14 protein-coding genes and 1 pseudogene are annotated in these 17,265 nt (G+C 70.4%); 11 read left to right on the forward strand and 4 right to left on the reverse strand.

Annotated elements, in window-relative coordinates:
• From ACZ3H8_RS19510 to ACZ3H8_RS19545, 8 genes are all read left to right on the forward strand, one after another.
• A complete protein-coding gene (locus ACZ3H8_RS19510; protein WP_467403424.1) occupies window positions 1-948 on the forward strand; it encodes an alpha/beta hydrolase in 948 nt (315 codons plus the stop codon).
• On the forward strand, window positions 941-2,071 hold the full coding sequence (locus tag ACZ3H8_RS19515) for an acyltransferase family protein (protein WP_467403426.1): 1,131 nt from the start codon (window positions 941-943) through the stop codon (window positions 2,069-2,071). The genes ACZ3H8_RS19510 and ACZ3H8_RS19515 overlap by 8 nt, the downstream gene beginning before the upstream one ends.
• A gap of 10 nt (window positions 2,072-2,081) precedes the next feature.
• The gene (locus ACZ3H8_RS19520) at window positions 2,082-3,356 is read left to right on the forward strand and encodes a sensor histidine kinase (RefSeq protein WP_467403427.1); all 1,275 of its coding nucleotides are present in this window, start codon (window positions 2,082-2,084) and stop codon (window positions 3,354-3,356) included.
• Window positions 3,353-4,021, forward strand: coding sequence for a response regulator (locus ACZ3H8_RS19525; RefSeq protein WP_467403429.1), 669 nt, complete (start codon window positions 3,353-3,355; stop codon window positions 4,019-4,021). Before ACZ3H8_RS19520 ends, ACZ3H8_RS19525 begins: the two co-directional genes overlap by 4 nt.
• 57 nt (window positions 4,022-4,078) lie before the next feature.
• A complete protein-coding gene (locus ACZ3H8_RS19530; RefSeq protein ID WP_467403432.1) occupies window positions 4,079-4,954 on the forward strand; it encodes an NmrA family NAD(P)-binding protein in 876 nt (291 codons plus the stop codon).
• Between the two features lie 104 nt (window positions 4,955-5,058).
• Window positions 5,059-6,432, forward strand: a complete 1,374-nt coding sequence (locus ACZ3H8_RS19535; RefSeq protein WP_467403433.1) for a sensor histidine kinase — start codon at window positions 5,059-5,061, stop codon at window positions 6,430-6,432.
• The gene (locus ACZ3H8_RS19540; protein ID WP_307662072.1) at window positions 6,429-7,088 is read left to right on the forward strand and encodes a response regulator; all 660 of its coding nucleotides are present in this window, start codon (window positions 6,429-6,431) and stop codon (window positions 7,086-7,088) included. The genes ACZ3H8_RS19535 and ACZ3H8_RS19540 overlap by 4 nt, the downstream gene beginning before the upstream one ends.
• A gap of 165 nt (window positions 7,089-7,253) precedes the next feature.
• Window positions 7,254-8,456 carry a cytochrome P450 gene (locus tag ACZ3H8_RS19545; protein WP_467403436.1) on the forward strand — a complete coding sequence of 401 codons (1,203 nt, stop codon included), beginning with the start codon at window positions 7,254-7,256 and terminating at the stop codon, window positions 8,454-8,456.
• Between the two features lie 278 nt (window positions 8,457-8,734).
• On the opposite strand, the gene ACZ3H8_RS19550 is transcribed toward ACZ3H8_RS19545, so the two are convergent.
• On the reverse strand, window positions 8,735-8,878 hold the full coding sequence (locus ACZ3H8_RS19550) for a hypothetical protein (RefSeq protein ID WP_467403438.1): 144 nt from the start codon (window positions 8,876-8,878) through the stop codon (window positions 8,735-8,737).
• Window positions 8,879-9,060: 182 nt separating this feature from the next.
• Window positions 9,061-9,891, reverse strand: a complete 831-nt coding sequence (locus ACZ3H8_RS19555; RefSeq protein WP_467403439.1) for a diacylglycerol kinase — start codon at window positions 9,889-9,891, stop codon at window positions 9,061-9,063.
• Between the two features lie 153 nt (window positions 9,892-10,044).
• Here ACZ3H8_RS19555 and ACZ3H8_RS19560 point away from each other — a divergent pair, with 153 nt between their 5' ends.
• Window positions 10,045-11,331, forward strand: a complete 1,287-nt coding sequence (locus ACZ3H8_RS19560) for an adenylosuccinate synthase (RefSeq protein WP_467403442.1) — start codon at window positions 10,045-10,047, stop codon at window positions 11,329-11,331.
• 52 nt (window positions 11,332-11,383) lie between these two features.
• On the opposite strand, the pseudogene ACZ3H8_RS19565 reads toward ACZ3H8_RS19560, so the two are convergent.
• Window positions 11,384-12,218: pseudogene (locus ACZ3H8_RS19565) on the reverse strand (oxidoreductase).
• Window positions 12,219-12,309: 91 nt separating this feature from the next.
• Here ACZ3H8_RS19565 and ACZ3H8_RS19570 point away from each other — a divergent pair.
• A complete protein-coding gene (locus tag ACZ3H8_RS19570; protein WP_467403444.1) occupies window positions 12,310-13,251 on the forward strand; it encodes a LysR family transcriptional regulator in 942 nt (313 codons plus the stop codon).
• A 40-nt stretch (window positions 13,252-13,291) separates the two neighbouring features.
• Here the strand turns inward: ACZ3H8_RS19570 and ACZ3H8_RS19575 are convergent, their stop codons facing one another.
• Window positions 13,292-14,818, reverse strand: a complete 1,527-nt coding sequence (locus ACZ3H8_RS19575; RefSeq protein WP_467403446.1) for a substrate-binding domain-containing protein — start codon at window positions 14,816-14,818, stop codon at window positions 13,292-13,294.
• A 430-nt stretch (window positions 14,819-15,248) separates the two neighbouring features.
• On the opposite strand from ACZ3H8_RS19575, the gene ACZ3H8_RS19580 reads away from it, so the two are divergent.
• Window positions 15,249-17,246, forward strand: a complete 1,998-nt coding sequence (locus ACZ3H8_RS19580) for a GTP-binding protein (RefSeq protein ID WP_467403448.1) — start codon at window positions 15,249-15,251, stop codon at window positions 17,244-17,246.
• Window positions 17,247-17,265 lie beyond the last annotated feature (19 nt).

Here is a 17,265-nt window from a genome sequence, read left to right on the forward strand (position 1 = left end):
ATGGCGTCCCGCCTGCGTCGTACCCTGCTCGCCGCGCTCGTCACCGCCGCGGTGGCCGTGCCGGTGTCGGCGGCGGCGCGGCCCGCAGCCGTCCCCGCGCCCGCCCCGGTCGCGCTCGCGCCGGTCACCGCCGCCGAACTGCCCGCTCTCGGCGACCGCTACGCAGCCAACCGCGGCAATATCCGCGAGGCCGCGCGGACGGCCGCCGACCACGGCGACCGGGGAAGGGCCGCCCGGCTGCGCGTCATGGCGGACCCGACGCGGCACTTCCTCACCTTCGACGGGCGTGACGGCGGCCGCACCGCCGAGGTGTTCGGCGATCTCGCGGGCGCCGAGCGGATCGCCGTACTGGTGCCGGGCTCGGACACCAACCTCGATACGTACGAACGCTTCCGGGCCGGAGCTGCCGCCCTCCACGGCGAACTGGGCGGCCGCGCGGCGGTCGTCGCCTGGCTGGGCTATGCCACGCCGGGGACCGTCAGCCCCGAGGTCCTGACCGAGGGGCGCGCGGAGGGAGCGGCAGGCAAACTGCGTTTATTCATACGCGAGTTGGTAGGCGCAAGGCCCGATGCGCGAGTCAGCCTCCTCTGTCATTCGTACGGCTCCGTCGTCTGCGGGCGCGCCGCCGCCTCCGTCGACGTCGCCGACATCGTCCTCTACGGCAGCCCGGGCGCGGGTGTCGATCACGTGGCCGAGCTGCGCACCCGCGCCGCCGTCTGGGCAGGTCGCGGCAGCGACGACTGGATCGCGGACGTTCCGCACCTACGGCTCGAACTCCTCGGTACCACGGTGGGATTCGGCGCCGACCCCGTCTCGCCCGGCTTCGGCGCGCGCACCTTCGACGCGGGCGACGGCGGGCACAGCGACTACCTGAAGCCCGGCTCCCCGTCCCTGCGCAACCTCGCCCGGATCGTCCTCGGCCGCGCAAGGGAGGGCACCCATGTGTGAGTTGGCACGCCGTATCGACGCGGCCACCCCGCCCGACCGGGACCGTGCCGTCGACGCCCTGCGCGCGCTCGCGATCCTCGGGGTGGTCCTCGGCCACTGGTTGGTCACCGCCCTCGTCACCGACGGCGGCGGCGTGCTCCACGGCGCCAGCCCGCTCCAGCACATGCCGTGGCTGAGCCCGGTCTCCTGGATCTTCCAGACCCTGGCAGTCTTCTTCCTGGTCGGTGGGTATGTGGCGGCCAAGAGCCGTGCCGCGGCGCGGGCCCGCGGCACCGGCTACCGGCAGTGGCTGGCTACCCGCCTGGCCCGGCTCTTCGCGCCGGTCGCGGCCGTCCTCGTGCTGTGGGCGGTCGCCGCGATCGGGATGCTCGCCACGGGCGCGGGCCTTGAGACCGTACGCACCCTGCTGACCCTCGCCCTCTCCCCGCTCTGGTTCCTGCTGGTCTTCGCCGCGCTCACCGCCGCCACCCCGCTCGTCGCCAGGCTGCATCCGCTCTGGCCGCTCGCCGTCGTCCTCCACATCGACCTGTTCCGTTTCGGCTTCGGCGGACCGGCCTGGCTGGGCTGGATCAATGTGGCCGTGGGCTGGCTGGTCCCGTGCTGCCTCGGCGCGGCCTGGGCCCGCGGCGGACTGCGGGGCCGTGCGATCCGATGGGCGCTGCTGCTCGGCGGCGGCGCCGCCACCGCCGCACTCGTCCTGTGGGCCGGCTATCCCGCGTCCATGGTCGGGGTGCCCGGCGCCGAGATCTCCAACCTCAACCCGCCGACCCTCGCCGCCGTTGCCTTCGGGCTCGCCCAGTGCGGAGCGGCCCTGCTGCTGCTCGGCCCGCTGCGCAGGGTGCTTCAAAGACCCGCGGCCTGGGCGGCGGTGGCACTGGTCAACCTCTCGGCGATGACCGTCTTCCTCTGGCACCAGACCGCGCTGATGGCGGTCACCACGACAGGCCTGCTCGCGGGCGCGCTTCCCGGACTGCACACCGCACCCGACAGCCCGGGCTGGGTGCTGGCCCGGCTTGCCTGGCTACCGGTCTTCGCGCTTGCGCTGTCGGTCTGCTGGGGTGCGTTCCGGCTGTACGAACAGGGGCGGCGGCCCGCCCGCCCGAAGGTGGTGCGCGATGCCTAGGCTTCATCCTGTGGCGGACGAAGACAACCTCAACAGATGGGAGCGCGCGGCTCTGCGCCCTCCTGAGCTGTGGAACTTCGAAGCGATGCCGCTTCCGCCGATGGCCCGCCCCCGCTGGCTCCGCCGGCTGCCGCATGTCCTGATCGGCTACGGCGCCCTCACCCTGGCGATCCTCGGTTCCGACGAACTGGTCCATCAGTTCCGCCTGCACGGGCAGTACGGCATCCCGCTCGGCGTCGCCACCGCCGCCGTGGTCGGGTACGCGATGCGCCGGCCGCTGGCCGCTTGGTGGATGTCGCTGGGGATCGCCGTACTGACCGCGTTCGCCGTGGCCGGCCAACTGCCCGGCGGGCAGCCCTGGCCGTGGACCGTACCGGGTGTCATCGCCAACGCGGCCGTGCTGTTCCTTCTCGCCCTGCGCGTCCGGACCCGGATCGCCGTCAAGGCCCTGGTGGTCACCGTCGGGGTCGGGTTCGTCCTCGACGCCTTCGGGCTCGGGATGCCTCCGTACAACTCGTCGGCCGCGACGGCCGCACTCGTGTACGCGGTCGTGGTCCTCGTCGGTGTATCGCTGCACGGCCGCCGCGAGGCCCGTGACCGGCTCGCCGAGCAGGAGTCGCTCACCGCCGAGGAGCGGTCCCGGCGCACGCTGCTCGAAGAGCGCAACCGGATCGCCCGCGAGCTGCACGATGTCGTCGCCCACCACATGTCGGTGATCTCCATCCAGGCGCAGGTCGCCCCGCACCTCGTGCAGAATCCGTCCGACGAGCTCAAGGAGAACCTGGAGGGCATCCGCGAGAACGCCCTCGAAGCGCTCACCGAACTCCGCCGCGTGCTCGGCGTGTTGCGGTCCGAGAACCCGGAAGGCGCACCGCACGCACCGCAGCCCACCCTCGACCGGCTGGACTCCCTCGTCGAGAATGTCCGCAGCGCAGGGCTGAGCATCACCACCGACAGCTCCGGCGAGCCGCACCCGCTGTCGCCCGGCGTCGAACTGTCGGCGTACCGGATCATCCAGGAGGCGCTCAGCAATGCGATACGGCACGCGCCCGGTTCCGAGGTACGCGTGGAGATCGTGTACAAGCCGAGCGTGCTGGGTGTCCGGGTGATCAACACCGCTCCGGCGAAGCCCGCCCCGCCGTCCCCCGGTGCAGGCCATGGTCTGCTCGGCATGCGCGAGCGTGCCGCCATGCTCGGCGGCGGCCTCGCCGCGGGACGCACCCCCGACGGCGGCTACGAAGTCACCGCACACCTGCCCCTGCAAGTCTCGAAGGACAACGCATGACGATCCGGGTGGTGATCGCCGACGATCAGGCGATGGTCCGGCAGGGCTTCACGGTGCTGCTCAATGCCGAGCCGGGCATCGAGGTGATCGGCCAGGCCGTGGACGGCCGCGAGGCGGTCTCCAAGGTCGCCGAACTCGGCCCCGACGTCGTCCTGATGGACATCCGGATGCCCGAGCTCGGCGGCATCGAGGCAACCCGCCGGATCACCCGGACCCCGGGTGCCACCGTCAAGGTCCTCGTGCTGACCACGTTCGACCTGGACGAGTACGTCTACGAGGCGCTGCGCGCGGGCGCGTCCGGCTTTCTGCTGAAGGACGCCTCCGCCGGTCAACTCGCCGAAGCGGTACGGGTGGTGGCGGCCGGCGACGCGCTGCTCTCGCCGAACATCACCAAGCGGCTGATCACCGAGTTCTCCCGGACGGCCGGTGCGCCGCGCACCCCGCTCAAGGAGCGCGTCGGGGATCTGACGGAGCGTGAGACGGAGGTGCTCAACCTGATCGCACAGGGCCTGTCGAACGCGGAGATCGCCGCGCGGCTGGTGGTGGCGGAGCAGACCGTGAAGACGCATGTGAGCCGGATCCTGGTGAAGCTGGGGCTGCGCGACCGTACGCAGGCGGCGGTTTTCGCGTACGAGACGGGACTCATACGTCCCACCGGCTACTGAACCCACGGCCTTGCCTTGCGGACAGAAGCTGACCGCAAGCCCTCCTACGTTGGTCACATGACGAATCGAGAGAGCACCGAAGGAATCGTCCTGGTCACCGGAGCAACCGGAACCGTTGGCCGCCAGGTCGTCGCCGAACTCCTCCGCCGTGGACACTCCGTCCGTGCCCTGACCCGTGACCCCGCCAAGGCGGACTTTCCGGACGGCGTCGAGGTTGTGCAGGGCGATCTCACCGACCCCGAATCCCTCGCAGCCGCTCTGGAGGACGTGACCGGCCTTCATCTGATCACCTTCGGCGGGCCGTACTTCGCCCCTCTGGAGACCGGTCCACAGATCCTCGAACTGGCCCGCAAAGCGGGTGTCCGCCGGGTCACCGTGCTGCACGGCGGCGGCCCCAGCCTGCTGGAGGACGCGGTGCGGGCTGGGGGCCCCTCCCACGCCGAAGGCTGTGGGGGAAACTTCGCGTGGACCGTGGTCATGCCGGTGGAGTTCATGTCGAACGCGCTGGAGTGGGCGGACGGTATTCGCGGCGACGACGCGGTGCGGGAGCCGTTCACCGGCCGACTGAGCGCGATGGTCCACGAGGGCGACATCGGCGCGGTCGCCGCGGTCGCGCTCACCGAGGACGGCCACGGCGGCAAGGAGTACGTGATCACCGGCCCGGAGGTGCTGACCCTGAAGGACAAGACGGACGCCCTCGCGGCTGCCCGCGGCCGGGAGATCCGGCTCGTCGAGCTGAGCGAGGAGCAGGCGGTCGAGAAGTGGCGGGCGTCCGGCCAGCCGGACGAGGTGATCGGCTTCCTGCTGGAGGCGTACGGGAACACACCGCTCGTCGGACGTACCGTCGTCGACACCGTCGAGAAGGTCACGGGGCGCCCGGCGCGGACCTTCGCCCAGTGGGCGGCGGAGCACGCGGACGCGTTCCGCGCGTAAGCGCTGTCCCGTACCGCCCGTACCACCTGTATCGCTTCGTATCGCTTCGTAGCGACTCGTAGCGCCTCGTAGTACTCAGGACGGACGCGGCAGGATCCGCAGCGATGCTGACGACCGCGTCCGTCCTTCCGCTTACCGTTCTGTACGTGACCGAGAAGACCCGCAGCCCCGAGTTCCACCTGGCCATTGGGGCCCTGAGCGGCCTCCGCCAGGACCTCTTCCACGATGCCCTCGCCTACCGCCCCCTGCCGCGCAGGCGGACGGACGGGCCGATCACCCGCCGGCTCCCGGGCCGGATACGCGAGTACGCGGGGTGGACCCCGCACGCCGTGCTCGTGGTCGTGGCGTTCTTCGTGCTGCTCATGGCGTCTGTTTCCGGCGACAGCGAGGGCGCGGGGTTCGAATTCGTCCTGACCGGGTTCGTCCCCGCCGCCGCGGTGGTGATGACGCTGCTCAGGCCGGTCGGCGCATGGTGGCTCTCCCTGCTCAGCACACCCGTCGTCGGCGTGCTGGCCCACTACTGGGACGGCTGGCCGTGGACGCCCAGCTCCTTCCTGTCGCACCTGACGGTGATGACGGTGGTGGCGCTGCGGACCCGGCCGCGGACCGCGGCCTGGATGTGGGTGCTGACCGGGGTGTACGGAACCTTCTCCGAGGTCGTGATCTCCCGTGGTGGCAGCTCCGACACCCCGCAGATGCTCTTCTTCTCTGCGCTGGTGCTGCTGGCGACGACCGTGCTGCAGGTACGCCGCGAGGCGAAGCAGGAGGTCGCGGCGCAGCAGACGGTCACGGCCGTCGAGCGCGACAGGCGCACACTCCTCGAGGAGCGCACGACCATCGCCCGCGAGCTGCACGACGTGGTGGCCCACCACATGTCGGTGGTCGCGATCCAGGCGGAGGCCGCGCCCTACCGGGTGGAGAACCCGCCACCCGAGCTGGAGAAGGCCTTCGCCACGATCCGCGAGAACGCGGTGGCGGCGCTGACCGAGCTGCGCCGGGTCCTCGGTGTCGTAAGGGCGGAGGACTACCAGGCCCCCGACGCCCCGCAGCCGGTGCTCGCCGACATCGAGAACCTGCTCTCCAACGTCCGCGAGGCGGGGCTGGAGGTGGAGAAGACGGTGACAGGCGCGGTCCGCGATCTGCCGCAGGGCGTCGAGCTGTCGGCGTACCGGATCATCCAGGAGGCGCTCAGCAACGCGCTGCGCCACGCGCCCGGGTCCTCGGCGAAGGTCGAGATCTCCTACGTACTCGGCGGCCTCGGCCTGCGCATCGTGAACACCGCGCCCCAGGGCCTGGTCAAGCCGTCGCCGGGTGCGGGCCACGGCATCACGGGCATGCGGGAGCGGGTGACGATGCTGAGCGGCGAGATGACCGCGGAGTCGACGCAGGACGGCGGCTACCAGGTGACCGCCTTCATCCCCGTCGCAGCCGTCCCCACCGACGCCGCCCCCGCCACCGCCACCGAGGAGCCGTCATGACGATCCGCGTCCTTGTCGTCGACGACCAGATGATGGTCCGCGAGGGCTTCTCGGTCCTGCTGAACGCGATGCCCGACATCGAGGTCGTCGGCGAGGCGGTGAACGGCCGCGAGGCGATCGCCAAAGTGGCCGAACTCGCGCCCGACGTGGTGCTGATGGACATCCGTATGCCGGAGCTGAACGGCATCGAGGCGACCCGCGAGATCGCCGCCGCGCACGCCGGGTCCAAGGTGCTGGTGCTGACGACGTTCGACCTCGACGAGTACGTGTACCAGGCGCTGCGCGCGGGGGCGTCCGGCTTCCTGCTGAAGGACGCGTCCGCGCGTCAGCTCGCCGACGGTGTACGGGTGGTGGCGGCGGGCGAGGCGCTGCTGGCACCGACGGTCACACGCCGTCTGATCACGGAGTTCTCGAAGCTCTCCCAGAACCCGCGCCCGCCGGCCCTGGCCCAGGTGGGCGATCTGACGGAGCGCGAGACGGAGGTGCTGGTGCTGATCGCGCAGGGTCTGTCGAACGCGGAGATCGCCTCGCACTTGGTGGTCGCGGAGTCGACGATCAAGACGCATGTGAGCAGGGTGCTGGTGAAGCTGGGGTTGCGGGACCGGACGCAGGCGGCGGTGTTCGCGTACGAGGCGAGGCTGGTCACGCCGGGCTGAGCGTTCCCCCGGGGCTGAATCAAGCCCGTTGGGGGTCCCCCCGGACGAAGTCTGGGGGAGTTTGAGGACAACGCCCGAAGGGCGTACGGGGGTCTGGGGGCTTGCCCCCAGTTACGGGAAGGGGCGGGACTGGGGAAAGAACATCCCGCCGGGTAGCGTCAGCCCATGGCCGACTTCGCCCCCTGGTCACCCGCATTCGTCGCCGACCCCTACCCCGCCTACGCCGAGCTCCGCGCCCGCGGACGCGTGCACTACTACGAGCCCACCCGCCAGTGGCTGATCCCCCACCACGCCGACGTCTCCGCGCTGCTGCGCGACCGCCGGCTCGGGCGGACGTACCTGCACCGTTTCACGCACGAGGAGTTCGGGCGTACGTCCACGCCCGCCGCGCACGAGCCGTTCCACACGCTCAACGACTACGGGATGCTCGACCTCGAAGCCCCCGACCACACCCGCATCCGGCGTCTCGTGTCGAAGGCCTTCACGCCGCGCACCGTCGAGGCGCTCGTGCCCACCGTGCGCAGGCTCGCGGCCGAGCTTGTCGCCGGGCTCAAGGACAACGGCGGGGGCGATCTGCTCGCCGAGGTCGCCGAGCCGCTGCCGGTCGCCGTCATCGCGGAGATGCTCGGGATTCCGCCCGCCGACCGCGCGCTGCTGCGGCCCTGGTCGGCGGACATCTGCGGGATGTACGAGCTGAATCCGTCCGAGGAGACCGCCGCCCGCGCGGTCCGCGCCTCGGTCGAGTTCAGCGCGTACCTACGGGAGTTGATCGCCGAGCGGCGCACGGCGACCGGCGATGACCTGATCTCCGCGCTCATCGCCGCGCACGACGAGGGAGACCGGCTGAGCGAGCAGGAGATGATCTCCACCTGTGTGCTGCTGCTGAACGCGGGCCACGAGGCGACGGTCAACACCACCGCGAACGGCTGGTGGACCCTCTTCCGCAACCCCGACCAGCTCGCCGCCCTCCGCGCCGACCACACACTTCTGTCCACAGCTGTGGAGGAGCTGATGCGGTACGACACCCCGCTCCAGCTGTTCGAACGCTGGGTACTCGACGACATCGAGATCGACGGGACCCTCGTCCCGCGCGGCTCCGAACTCGCTCTGCTCTTCGGCTCGGCCAACCGGGACCCGGAGAAGTTCGAGAACCCGGACACCCTCGACCTCGCCCGCGCCGACAACCCGCACGTCAGCTTCGGCGCGGGCATCCACTACTGCCTCGGCGCGCCGCTTGCGCGTATCGAACTGGCAGCGTCGTTCGGGGAGTTGCTGCGGGAGGCGCCGACGATGCGGCTTGCGGCGGAGCCGGAGTGGAAGGCGGGGTTTGTGATCCGGGGCGTGAAGGAGCTGCGGGTCGAGCTGTGACCTTCCCCCACCCCGCCCCTTCCCGTAACCGGGGGGCAAGCCCCCCCGGCCCCCGTACGGCCTCCGGCCGTGTCCTCAATCGCCGGACGGGCTCCAATGGAGCCCCTGGGGGTCCCCGGACGAAGTCTGGGGGAGATTGAGGAGCGGGGTCCGGGGCGGAGCCCGAAATTAAGCCCCGCCGGCGTTTGAGGCGCGGGGGTCCGGGGCCGAGCCCCGAAAACCAGCCCCGCCCGGCGATTGAGGCGCCGGGGCCGGGGCGGAACCGGTTGCCGGGGCCGTCAGGTCTGCATGTCCCGCCTGCGCAGACCCACCAGCCCCGCCACGACCAGCGCCCCGCCCACCACCGTCAGGATCAGCACCGGCGCCCACCGCATCTCCGGCCCCGGCAGCGACGGCAGATGCTCGAACGGCGACAGGGTCATCACCGACTGCGGCAGCGCAGGCCAACCCCAGCCCGTCGGCCGGAATTCAAGCCGGTCCGGCGCTCGAGGACGCCCGGAATCCAAGCCCGTTCGGCGTTTGAGGACGTCCCGTCTGTCGGACGGCCCGGGCAAATCAAGCCCGTCCGGCGTTTGAGGACAAACCGGCAGCCGGACGGCCCCGGCTAACCCCCCGCGCCCGCCACCACCGCCCCCGACGGCAGCGTCAACCCCCACGCCCCCGCCCGCAGCGTCCACGTCCGCGTCCTCACCGGCCCCGTCACCAACGCGTCCGCCCGGTAGCGGAAGTCCGCGCCCGAGACCGTCACCGTCAAGGCGCGAGCCATGACCGGCTCCGCATGCGCGCCGTGCCGGACGACCACCTCCGCGCGCCCGTCGCCCGCCCGCACCGTCACCGCCTCCACCACCCGGTCCAGGTCCGTCAGCAGCACCCCGTCCGCCTCCACCCGCAACCGGTGCGTCCGCACCACCGCAGCCGGCGGCGTGCGGACCAGCGTGCGGACCAGCGAGCGGCAGGTGCCCCACACCGACACGCCGTTCGCCCCGGGAGCCGCCCGCGCCGACGCCGCCGGGATCGACAGATCCCCCAGCACGACCCCGTCGCTCTCGTCCACCAGCAGGTCAAGGCGGCGTACGGCTCCGTCGAGCACCGCCCGCGCCGCCGCCACCGCCCCCCGGGGCACGCCCAGCGAATGCGCCAGTTCCACGGAGGCGGACGGCCCCACCGGAACCAGTGCCAGCGCCCCGTCACCCAGCCAGCGATCCCGGTGCAGCAGCGCCACCGCACGCAGCAGCGCCCGGTCGTCACCGATCACCACCGGCCGTCGCGACCCCCTGCGGGCCAGTGCCCGCGCGAATTCCTCCGGCCCCTCGGGGAGGCAGATTTTCGCCTCCGACCCGCCACACAGCACATCTTTCGCGATCCGCACGGACTCGCCGTCACTTCGGCGGGCGACCGGGTCGATGACCACCAGTAGCTGGTCGTGAGCCGACACCTCGGTCCTTCCTCGGGTAGCATCTTTGTGCAAGAGCCCCTTGCGCTATTGCGCCAGGGGCTTCGTCTATTCCGGGGCAACCGGTCCGAAGACTCAGGCACGGCTCAGGCCCCCTGACCTTGGTCTTGCCCCGCCCGGAAGGGGTGTACGCCTGTGCCCGCACTTGTGCTGCTCGGTGCTCAGTGGGGTGACGAAGGCAAGGGAAAGGCCACCGACCTGCTCGGTGGATCCGTGGATTATGTAGTGCGCTATCAGGGCGGCAACAATGCCGGCCACACGGTCGTCGTGGGCGATCAGAAGTATGCGCTCCATCTCCTCCCTTCCGGAATCCTCTCGCCGGGATGTACTCCGGTCATCGGCAACGGCGTCGTCGTGGATCCGGCGGTTCTGCTCTCCGAGCTGAGCGGGCTGAACGACCGTGGCATCGACACGTCCAAGCTGCTGATCAGCGGTAACGCGCATTTGATCACTCCGTACAACGTCACCCTCGACAAGGTGACGGAACGGTTCCTCGGCAAGCGGAAGATCGGCACGACCGGCCGCGGCATCGGCCCGACCTACGCCGACAAGATCAACCGCACCGGCATCCGCGTCCAGGACCTCTACGACGAGTCGATCCTGGAGCAGAAGGTCGAGGCGGCGCTCGAGTCCAAGAACCAGCTCCTCGCCAAGGTCTACAACCGCCGCGCCATCGAGGCCGGCAAGATCGTCGAGGAGATGCTCCAGTACGCGGAGCAGATCAAGCCGTACGTCGCCGACACCACGCTGATCCTGAACAACGCGATCGACGAGGGCAAGGTCGTCCTCTTCGAGGGCGGCCAGGGCACGCTGCTCGACGTCGACCACGGCACGTATCCCTTCGTCACCTCGTCGAACCCGACCGCGGGCGGCGCCTGCACCGGCGCCGGCGTCGGCCCGACGAAGATCAGCCGGGTCATCGGCATTCTCAAGGCGTACACGACCCGCGTCGGCGCGGGCCCGTTCCCGACGGAGCTCTTCGACGAGGACGGCGAGGCGCTGCGCCGCATCGGCGGCGAGCGGGGCGTGACCACCGGCCGTGACCGCCGCTGCGGCTGGTTCGACGCGGTCATCGCGCGGTACGCGACCCGGGTCAACGGCCTCACCGACTTCTTCCTCACCAAGCTGGACGTGCTGACCGGCTGGGAGCAGATCCCGGTGTGTGTCGCGTACGAGATCGACGGCAAGCGTGTCGAGGAGCTCCCGTACTCCCAGACTGACTTCCACCACGCGAAGCCGGTGTACGAGTACCTGCCGGGCTGGTCCGAGGACATCACCAAGGCGAAGACCTTCGCGGACCTGCCGAAGAACGCGCAGGACTATGTGAAGGCGCTGGAGGAGATGTCGGGCGCGCCGATCTCGGCGATCGGGGTCGGCCCGGGCCGTACCGAGACGATCGAGATCAACTCGTTCCTCTCGTAGGACACATAGGTGAGCGCCCCCAGGGACCCGTCCCCGGGGGTGCTCACGCGTCTCAAGCCAGGCGCGTGTCCCGCCCGGCCTTCTCCCACGCCGTGACATCCGCGCGCACGAGGTCGAGGTGGCCCAGGATCGCGTCGATCGCGTCGTCACCCAGCGCCAGCCGCAGCGGCGTCTCCTCCGCGTCCAGGGCGGCGAGGATCGCGGCCGCGGCCTTCGCCGGGTCGCCCGGCTGCGTACCGTTCCCGCTCTCGACCATCCGCCGGGTCGCCGCGACCGTCTCCGCGTAGTCCGCCGTCTCGGTGATCGCCTCGCTGGCGCTTCTGTTGCCGAACAGGCTGGTGCGGAAGGCCCCCGGTTCCACGATCAGCACCTTGATGCCCAGTCGCCCCACCTCGTCGGCCAGCGCCTCGGACAGGCCCTCCAGCGCAAATTTGGTGGCGCTGTACGCCGAGAAACCGGCGAAGGACATCTGCCCGCCCACACTGCTCAGCTGCACGATCGCCCCGGAGCGGCGAGCGCGCATGTGCGGCAATACGGCCCGGATCAGCGCGGCGGGTCCGAAGACGTGGACGTCGAAGAGCGAGCGCAGCTCGGCGTCGGTGGTCTCCTCGACCGCGCCGACATGCGTGCGGCCTGCGTTGTTGACCAGTACGTCGATCCGTCCGTGCCGGTCGGTCACGTCCCGTACGACGGCCTCGACGGCGGCCGTGTCCGTGACATCCAGGGCGAGCGCCTCCACCTGGCCGGGGTGGGCGGCGGCCACCTCGTCCAGCCTGGCGATGCGGGCGGGCGGTGGCGACGACGACATCGCCGGCGGCAACCGCCGCCTCGGTGATTGCCCGGCCGAAGCCGCTGTTCGCTCCCGTGATCAGCCAGACCTTGCTCATCGCTTTCTCCCTCGTCTTCATCGCGTTCCTGGGTACGCAACCACCTTGCGCCGTCCTGCGATTGGCCGTCCAAGACCTGTCGTGATAACCAATGGTTATGGACGTGCACGGACGGGATCTCCGGTACTTCGTGGCCGTGGCGGAGGAGCTCCACTTCACCCGCGCGGCCGAGCGGCTGTTTGTGTCGCAGCCCGCGCTGAGCAAGCAGATCAGGATGCTGGAGCGGCAGCTCGGCGCACCGCTGTTCGAGCGTGACCGTCAGGGGGTGCGGCTGACCCCGGTCGGTACGGCGCTGCTGCCGCACGCCCGCGATGTGCTGGCCCGCTGGAGTGCCGCCGAAGACGCGGTCGCGCGCGCGACGGCCGAGCAGCAGGCGACGCTGGTCGTCGGGATGAGCACCAGCCCCGGCCGCGGCGGGCTGCTGCCCGCGATCCGCTCCCGGTTCACCGACGCCCACCCGCACGCCCGCATCAAGCTGCGCCAGGTCGGCTGGGAGGACGCGACGGCGGGGCTCGCGGACGGGACTTGCGACGCGGCATACGTATGGCTGCCGCTCACCGACCCGGACCGCTACCGGTGGTTTGTGGTGGCCACCGAGCCGCGCCTCGTCGCCCTGCCCGAGACACATCCACTGGCCGGGCGCGAGACGGTCGACTTCGCCGATCTGCTGGACGAGCCGTTCCTGGCGCTGCCCGAGAGCACCGGTGAACTGCGCGACTACTGGCTCGCCCTGGACGCCCGCGGCGGCCGCCCGGCCCGTGTCGGCGCCGAGATCGCCAGTACGGAGGAGACGTACGAGGCACTCGTCGACGGCCGCGGGGTGTGCCTGGTGGCCACCGGCAATGCACCGCTGCTCACCCTCGGCGGTGTCGTCACCCGCCCCGTGCGCGGCGTATCGCCGAGTCGGCTGGCGCTGGCGTGGCGGGCGGACGACCACCGTGAGCTGGTGCGCGACTATGCCTTGGCGGCCCAACAGGTCGCCCAGAAATCCAGCCCCGCGGGGGTCCCCCGGACGAAGTCTGGGGGAGATTGACCCGCGGGGTTCCGGGGCTGAGCCCCGGCAAGCCCTCGGCTCAGCCCTCGCCGCAGATCCGCAGCCCCTTCGGCGTCGCGCACGGCAGATGGCCGTGCGTGCGGATGACGTCCTGCCCGTTCCCCCGGCTCATGTAGCCGAGGAAACTGGAGGCGAGCGAGTCGGCCGGCGGCTGGCCGTAGGTGTACGCGTACTCGATCTCCCGGTACGGATACGTGCTCTCGCCGATGTCGTCCACGGACGGCGGCTCCCCGTCGATGTTCAGCCGGTGCAGCCCCTTGAGCCCGGTCCCGGCCCGCAGTTCGCTGTAGCCGATCGCTCCCGGCAGCCGGGCCACGGTGTTCAGCACCTGTTCCGTGCTGTCGAGCTCGCAGCGTACGACCTTGGCCTCGCCGTCGTCCTTGCTCTCGCAGTCGCGCGAGGAGTTCGCGGGCTCGTTCCGCCGCAGCACCCGGCGCTGGAACACCTCGCGGGTACCGGAGTTGGCGTCCCTGCTGACCAGCAGCACGGGCATATCGGGCCCGTTCAGCTGGTTCCAGTTGTTGATCTCGCCGCGGTAGAGCCTGCGTATCTCGTCGGCCGAGAGATTCCGCACCGGCACCCGGTCGTTGACGACGAGCGCGAAGACGGAGACGGCGACGCGGTTCTCGCGCAGCTGCGGATAGCCGCCCGGCTTGGGCCCGTCGGCGAGGGCGATCAGCGCGGGGGAGCCGTTCTTGGCCTGTGCGCCTGCCTCCGCCAGCGCTCTTATTCCGGCGGTGCTGCCATGCGCGTCGACGATGACGGTGGAGCCCTCGCAGTCCTTCTCGTACTTCTTCGCCAGCTCCTTCACCACCGGCGCGAAGGCGGTCGAACCGGTCAGCGTCAGCGTGCCTTTGGCGCAGCCGATCGGGGGTCGGGTGTCGTCCCGTACGACGATGATCGACGCGAGCGTGATGACGCAGGCCGTGAGCAGCACGGTGATCAGCCGCGCGGGCCTGCTGAACTGCGGCGGCTTGTCGTCGGGCGTGATGGAACGGTTCGGCATCACCTGGCCGTCCCGGATGCCGCCGCTGACGGTGATCTCGCTGCCGACACCCGCGCCGGTGAGCAGCACCAGCAGCTTGAAGTGCTGCCCGCGGTTGAGCGGGACGCGCGGCAGATAGATCGTGCTGCCGCTGTGCCGCATGCCCGCGGCGGGCGTGAAGTGGTCCATCAGATGCTCGGCGCCGAGCGGCTGTGTGACGGCGATGGCGCGGATGGTGCGGTCGGTGAACTCGGCGGTCAGGCCGTGGACTTCGCGCCCGGTGTAGTCGTTGTCGGCGATGCTCTGTGAGCCGTCGTTCTCGATGCGCAGCAGTACGAGCGTGGCGTCGGACATCTCCGGTGTCTCGTTGAACAGCCCGAGCCGGAAGTTGGGCCGCCCGCTGCGTACGTTGCTGCCGATCGGGGTGTCCAGCTGGACCCGGTACCCGATGCGCTTGCGCCGCGGCACCCGGCGTTCGTACCAGAGCACGGCCCCGGAGGCCAGGATGCCGAGTACGGCGGTGAGGACGGCCACGACATTCTCGGCGCTGAGCCACTCCACGGGTTCTTCTCCTCGCACTCCCCCTGCACTGCCTGGCGGGCGGCAACGGTAAGAGGGCAGCGGGGGGTGTGGGAGCGGGTTACTGGTCCCGATGCCGGATGTTCGTCCTGAGGTCACCCTGGGGGGTGAACGGCTTCGATGGGCCGGGCGACTGAACTCGGAGGCGGGCCTCGCGGTCGGCCCGTGCTGACGCTGACACCTTCGCGGTACCTGGGCACTGGCATCCGGACGATCCGGATCGTCGAGTAGTACGCGGTGCGGGACCGGCTCGAGCCCGGTCCCGCACCCGCCATTAAATCGCTTGCCCACCCCCGCAGCCATCCGCTGTACTCCCCGCGACAGCCGAACCACCAGGAGGAGACCTCAATGCGCACGACGTCCATGTCCACCCAGCAGGTAATTTCCACCCACCTAAAGGACATGACGCTTCGTGCGGACGTTGAACCTCGGAATCCTGGCGCATGTCGACGCCGGTAAGACAAGCCTGACCGAGCGGCTCCTCCACACCGCCGGTGTAATCGACGAGATCGGCAGCGTCGACGACGGCAGCACCCAGACCGATTCCCTGGCGCTGGAACGGCAACGCGGCATCACGATCAAGTCCGCCGTCGTGTCCTTCGTCATCGATGACATCACCGTCAATCTCATCGACACCCCCGGCCACCCGGACTTCATCGCCGAGGTGGAACGCGTGCTGAGCGTGCTCGACGGCGCCGTGCTCGTCATCTCCGCCGTGGAGGGCGTGCAGGCGCAGACCCGCGTGCTGATGCGGACGCTCCAGCGCCTCCGCATTCCCACCCTCATCTTCGTGAACAAGATCGACCGCAGCGGCGCGCAGTACGAACCCGTCCTGCGCAGCATTTCCGAGAAGCTCGCTCCGGCGTTCCTCCCGATGGGATCGGCCGACGAACTCGGCACCCGCACCGCCCGCTGGACGCCCTGCACCGACGCCGACGCCGCCTTCACCTCCCGTCTCGTCGATCTGCTCGCCGACCACGACGACGCCTTTCTCGCCGCGTACGTCGACGACGAGACGACCATCTCGTACGCCCGGCTCCGCGGCGAGCTCGCGGCCCAGACCGGGCAGGCGCTGGTGCACCCGGTGTACTTCGGCTCGGCCATCACCGGCGCGGGCGTGGATTCGCTGATCGCCGGTGTCAGGGAACTGCTGCCCGCGACGGAAGGCGATGCGGACGGCCCCGTTTCGGGCACGGTCTTCAAGGTCGAACGTGGTCCGGCCGGGGAGAAGATCGCGTACGTGCGCATGTTCTCGGGGACCGTACGAATCCGCGATCGGCTGCGATTCCGCAATGACGACGAGGACAAGGTCACCGCGATCAGCGTCTTCGAGCGGGGCTCGGCCGTCCGGCGTGAGTCCGTCGCCGCAGGGCAGATCGGCAAGGTCTGGGGACTCGGCGATATCCGGATCGGCGATGAGATCGGCGTATCGGGAAGGACCTCGACGCGTCATTATTTCGCGCCGCCGACGCTGGAAACGGTCGTCGTCCCCTGCCGACCGGCCGACAAAGGCGCGTTGCACTTCGCGCTGACCCAACTCGCCGAGCAGGACCCGCTGATCAACCTGCGGCAGGACGACATTCGCCAAGAAGTGTCCGTCTCGCTCTACGGCGAAGTGCAGAAGGAAGTCATCCAGGCAACGCTGGCCGACGACTTCGGCATCGACGTCACATTCCGTGAGACGACGACCATCTGCATCGAGCGGCCCATCGGCACCGGTTCGGGCTACGAGAAGGACCTCGACCCATTTCTCGGAACCGTCGGGCTGCGCATCGATCCGGCGCCGGTCGGCAGCGGCGTCGAATTCCGTCGGGAGGTCGAGCTCGGGTCGATGCCGTACGCGTTCTTCAAAGCAGTCGAGGAAACCGTCAAAGAGACGCTGAACCAGGGGATTTACGGCTGGGAGGTCGCCGACTGCACGGTCACCATGACGCACTCCGGCTACTGGCCGCGGCAGAGCCACTCCCACGCCATCTTCGACAAGAGCATGTCGAGCACGGCAGGAGACTTCCGCAACCTGACGCCGTTGGTCCTGATGAGCGCGCTGAAGCAGGCCGGGACCAGGGTGTACGAGCCGATGCACCACTTCCGGCTCGACGCTCCCGCGGACGTGCTGGGGCCGATGGTGTCCGCGCTGGCCCGGCTGGGCGCCGTTCCGCACACGCAGGACGTCCGGGGTACGTCGTGCCTGCTGGAGGGTGCGATTCCGGCGGCCCGCGTGCACGCGCTGGAGCAGGAACTGCCGGGGCTGACCCGTGGCGAGGGCGTACTGGAATGCGCCTTCGACCACTACCAGCCGGTCCGCGGCACAACCCCGGCCCGGCCGCGGACGGACAACGATCCGCTCAACCGCGAGGAGTACCTGCTGCGCGTCGTGCGGAGGGTGGCGGGGCGTGGGGCGGGCGCGTGAAGTGGCGCGGGGTCCGGAT

It is taken from the genome of Streptomyces sp. NPDC002868 (genome assembly GCF_055563295.1).

Excerpts from the sequence above, each read along its gene's own strand:
- ACZ3H8_RS19510 (WP_467403424.1), top strand. The coding sequence starts at position 1 with ATGGCGTCCCGCCTGCGTCGTACCCTGCTCGCCGCGCTCGTCACCGCC.
- ACZ3H8_RS19515 (WP_467403426.1), top strand. The coding sequence starts at position 941 with ATGTGTGAGTTGGCACGCCGTATCGACGCGGCCACCCCGCCCGACCGG.
- ACZ3H8_RS19525 (WP_467403429.1), top strand. The coding sequence starts at position 3,353 with ATGACGATCCGGGTGGTGATCGCCGACGATCAGGCGATGGTCCGGCAG.
- ACZ3H8_RS19530 (WP_467403432.1), top strand. The coding sequence starts at position 4,079 with ATGACGAATCGAGAGAGCACCGAAGGAATCGTCCTGGTCACCGGAGCA.
- ACZ3H8_RS19535 (WP_467403433.1), top strand. The coding sequence starts at position 5,059 with ATGCTGACGACCGCGTCCGTCCTTCCGCTTACCGTTCTGTACGTGACC.
- ACZ3H8_RS19540 (WP_307662072.1), top strand. The coding sequence starts at position 6,429 with ATGACGATCCGCGTCCTTGTCGTCGACGACCAGATGATGGTCCGCGAG.
- ACZ3H8_RS19545 (WP_467403436.1), top strand. The coding sequence starts at position 7,254 with ATGGCCGACTTCGCCCCCTGGTCACCCGCATTCGTCGCCGACCCCTAC.
- ACZ3H8_RS19550 (WP_467403438.1), bottom strand. The coding sequence starts at position 8,878 with ATGACCCTGTCGCCGTTCGAGCATCTGCCGTCGCTGCCGGGGCCGGAG.
- ACZ3H8_RS19570 (WP_467403444.1), top strand. The coding sequence starts at position 12,310 with ATGGTTATGGACGTGCACGGACGGGATCTCCGGTACTTCGTGGCCGTG.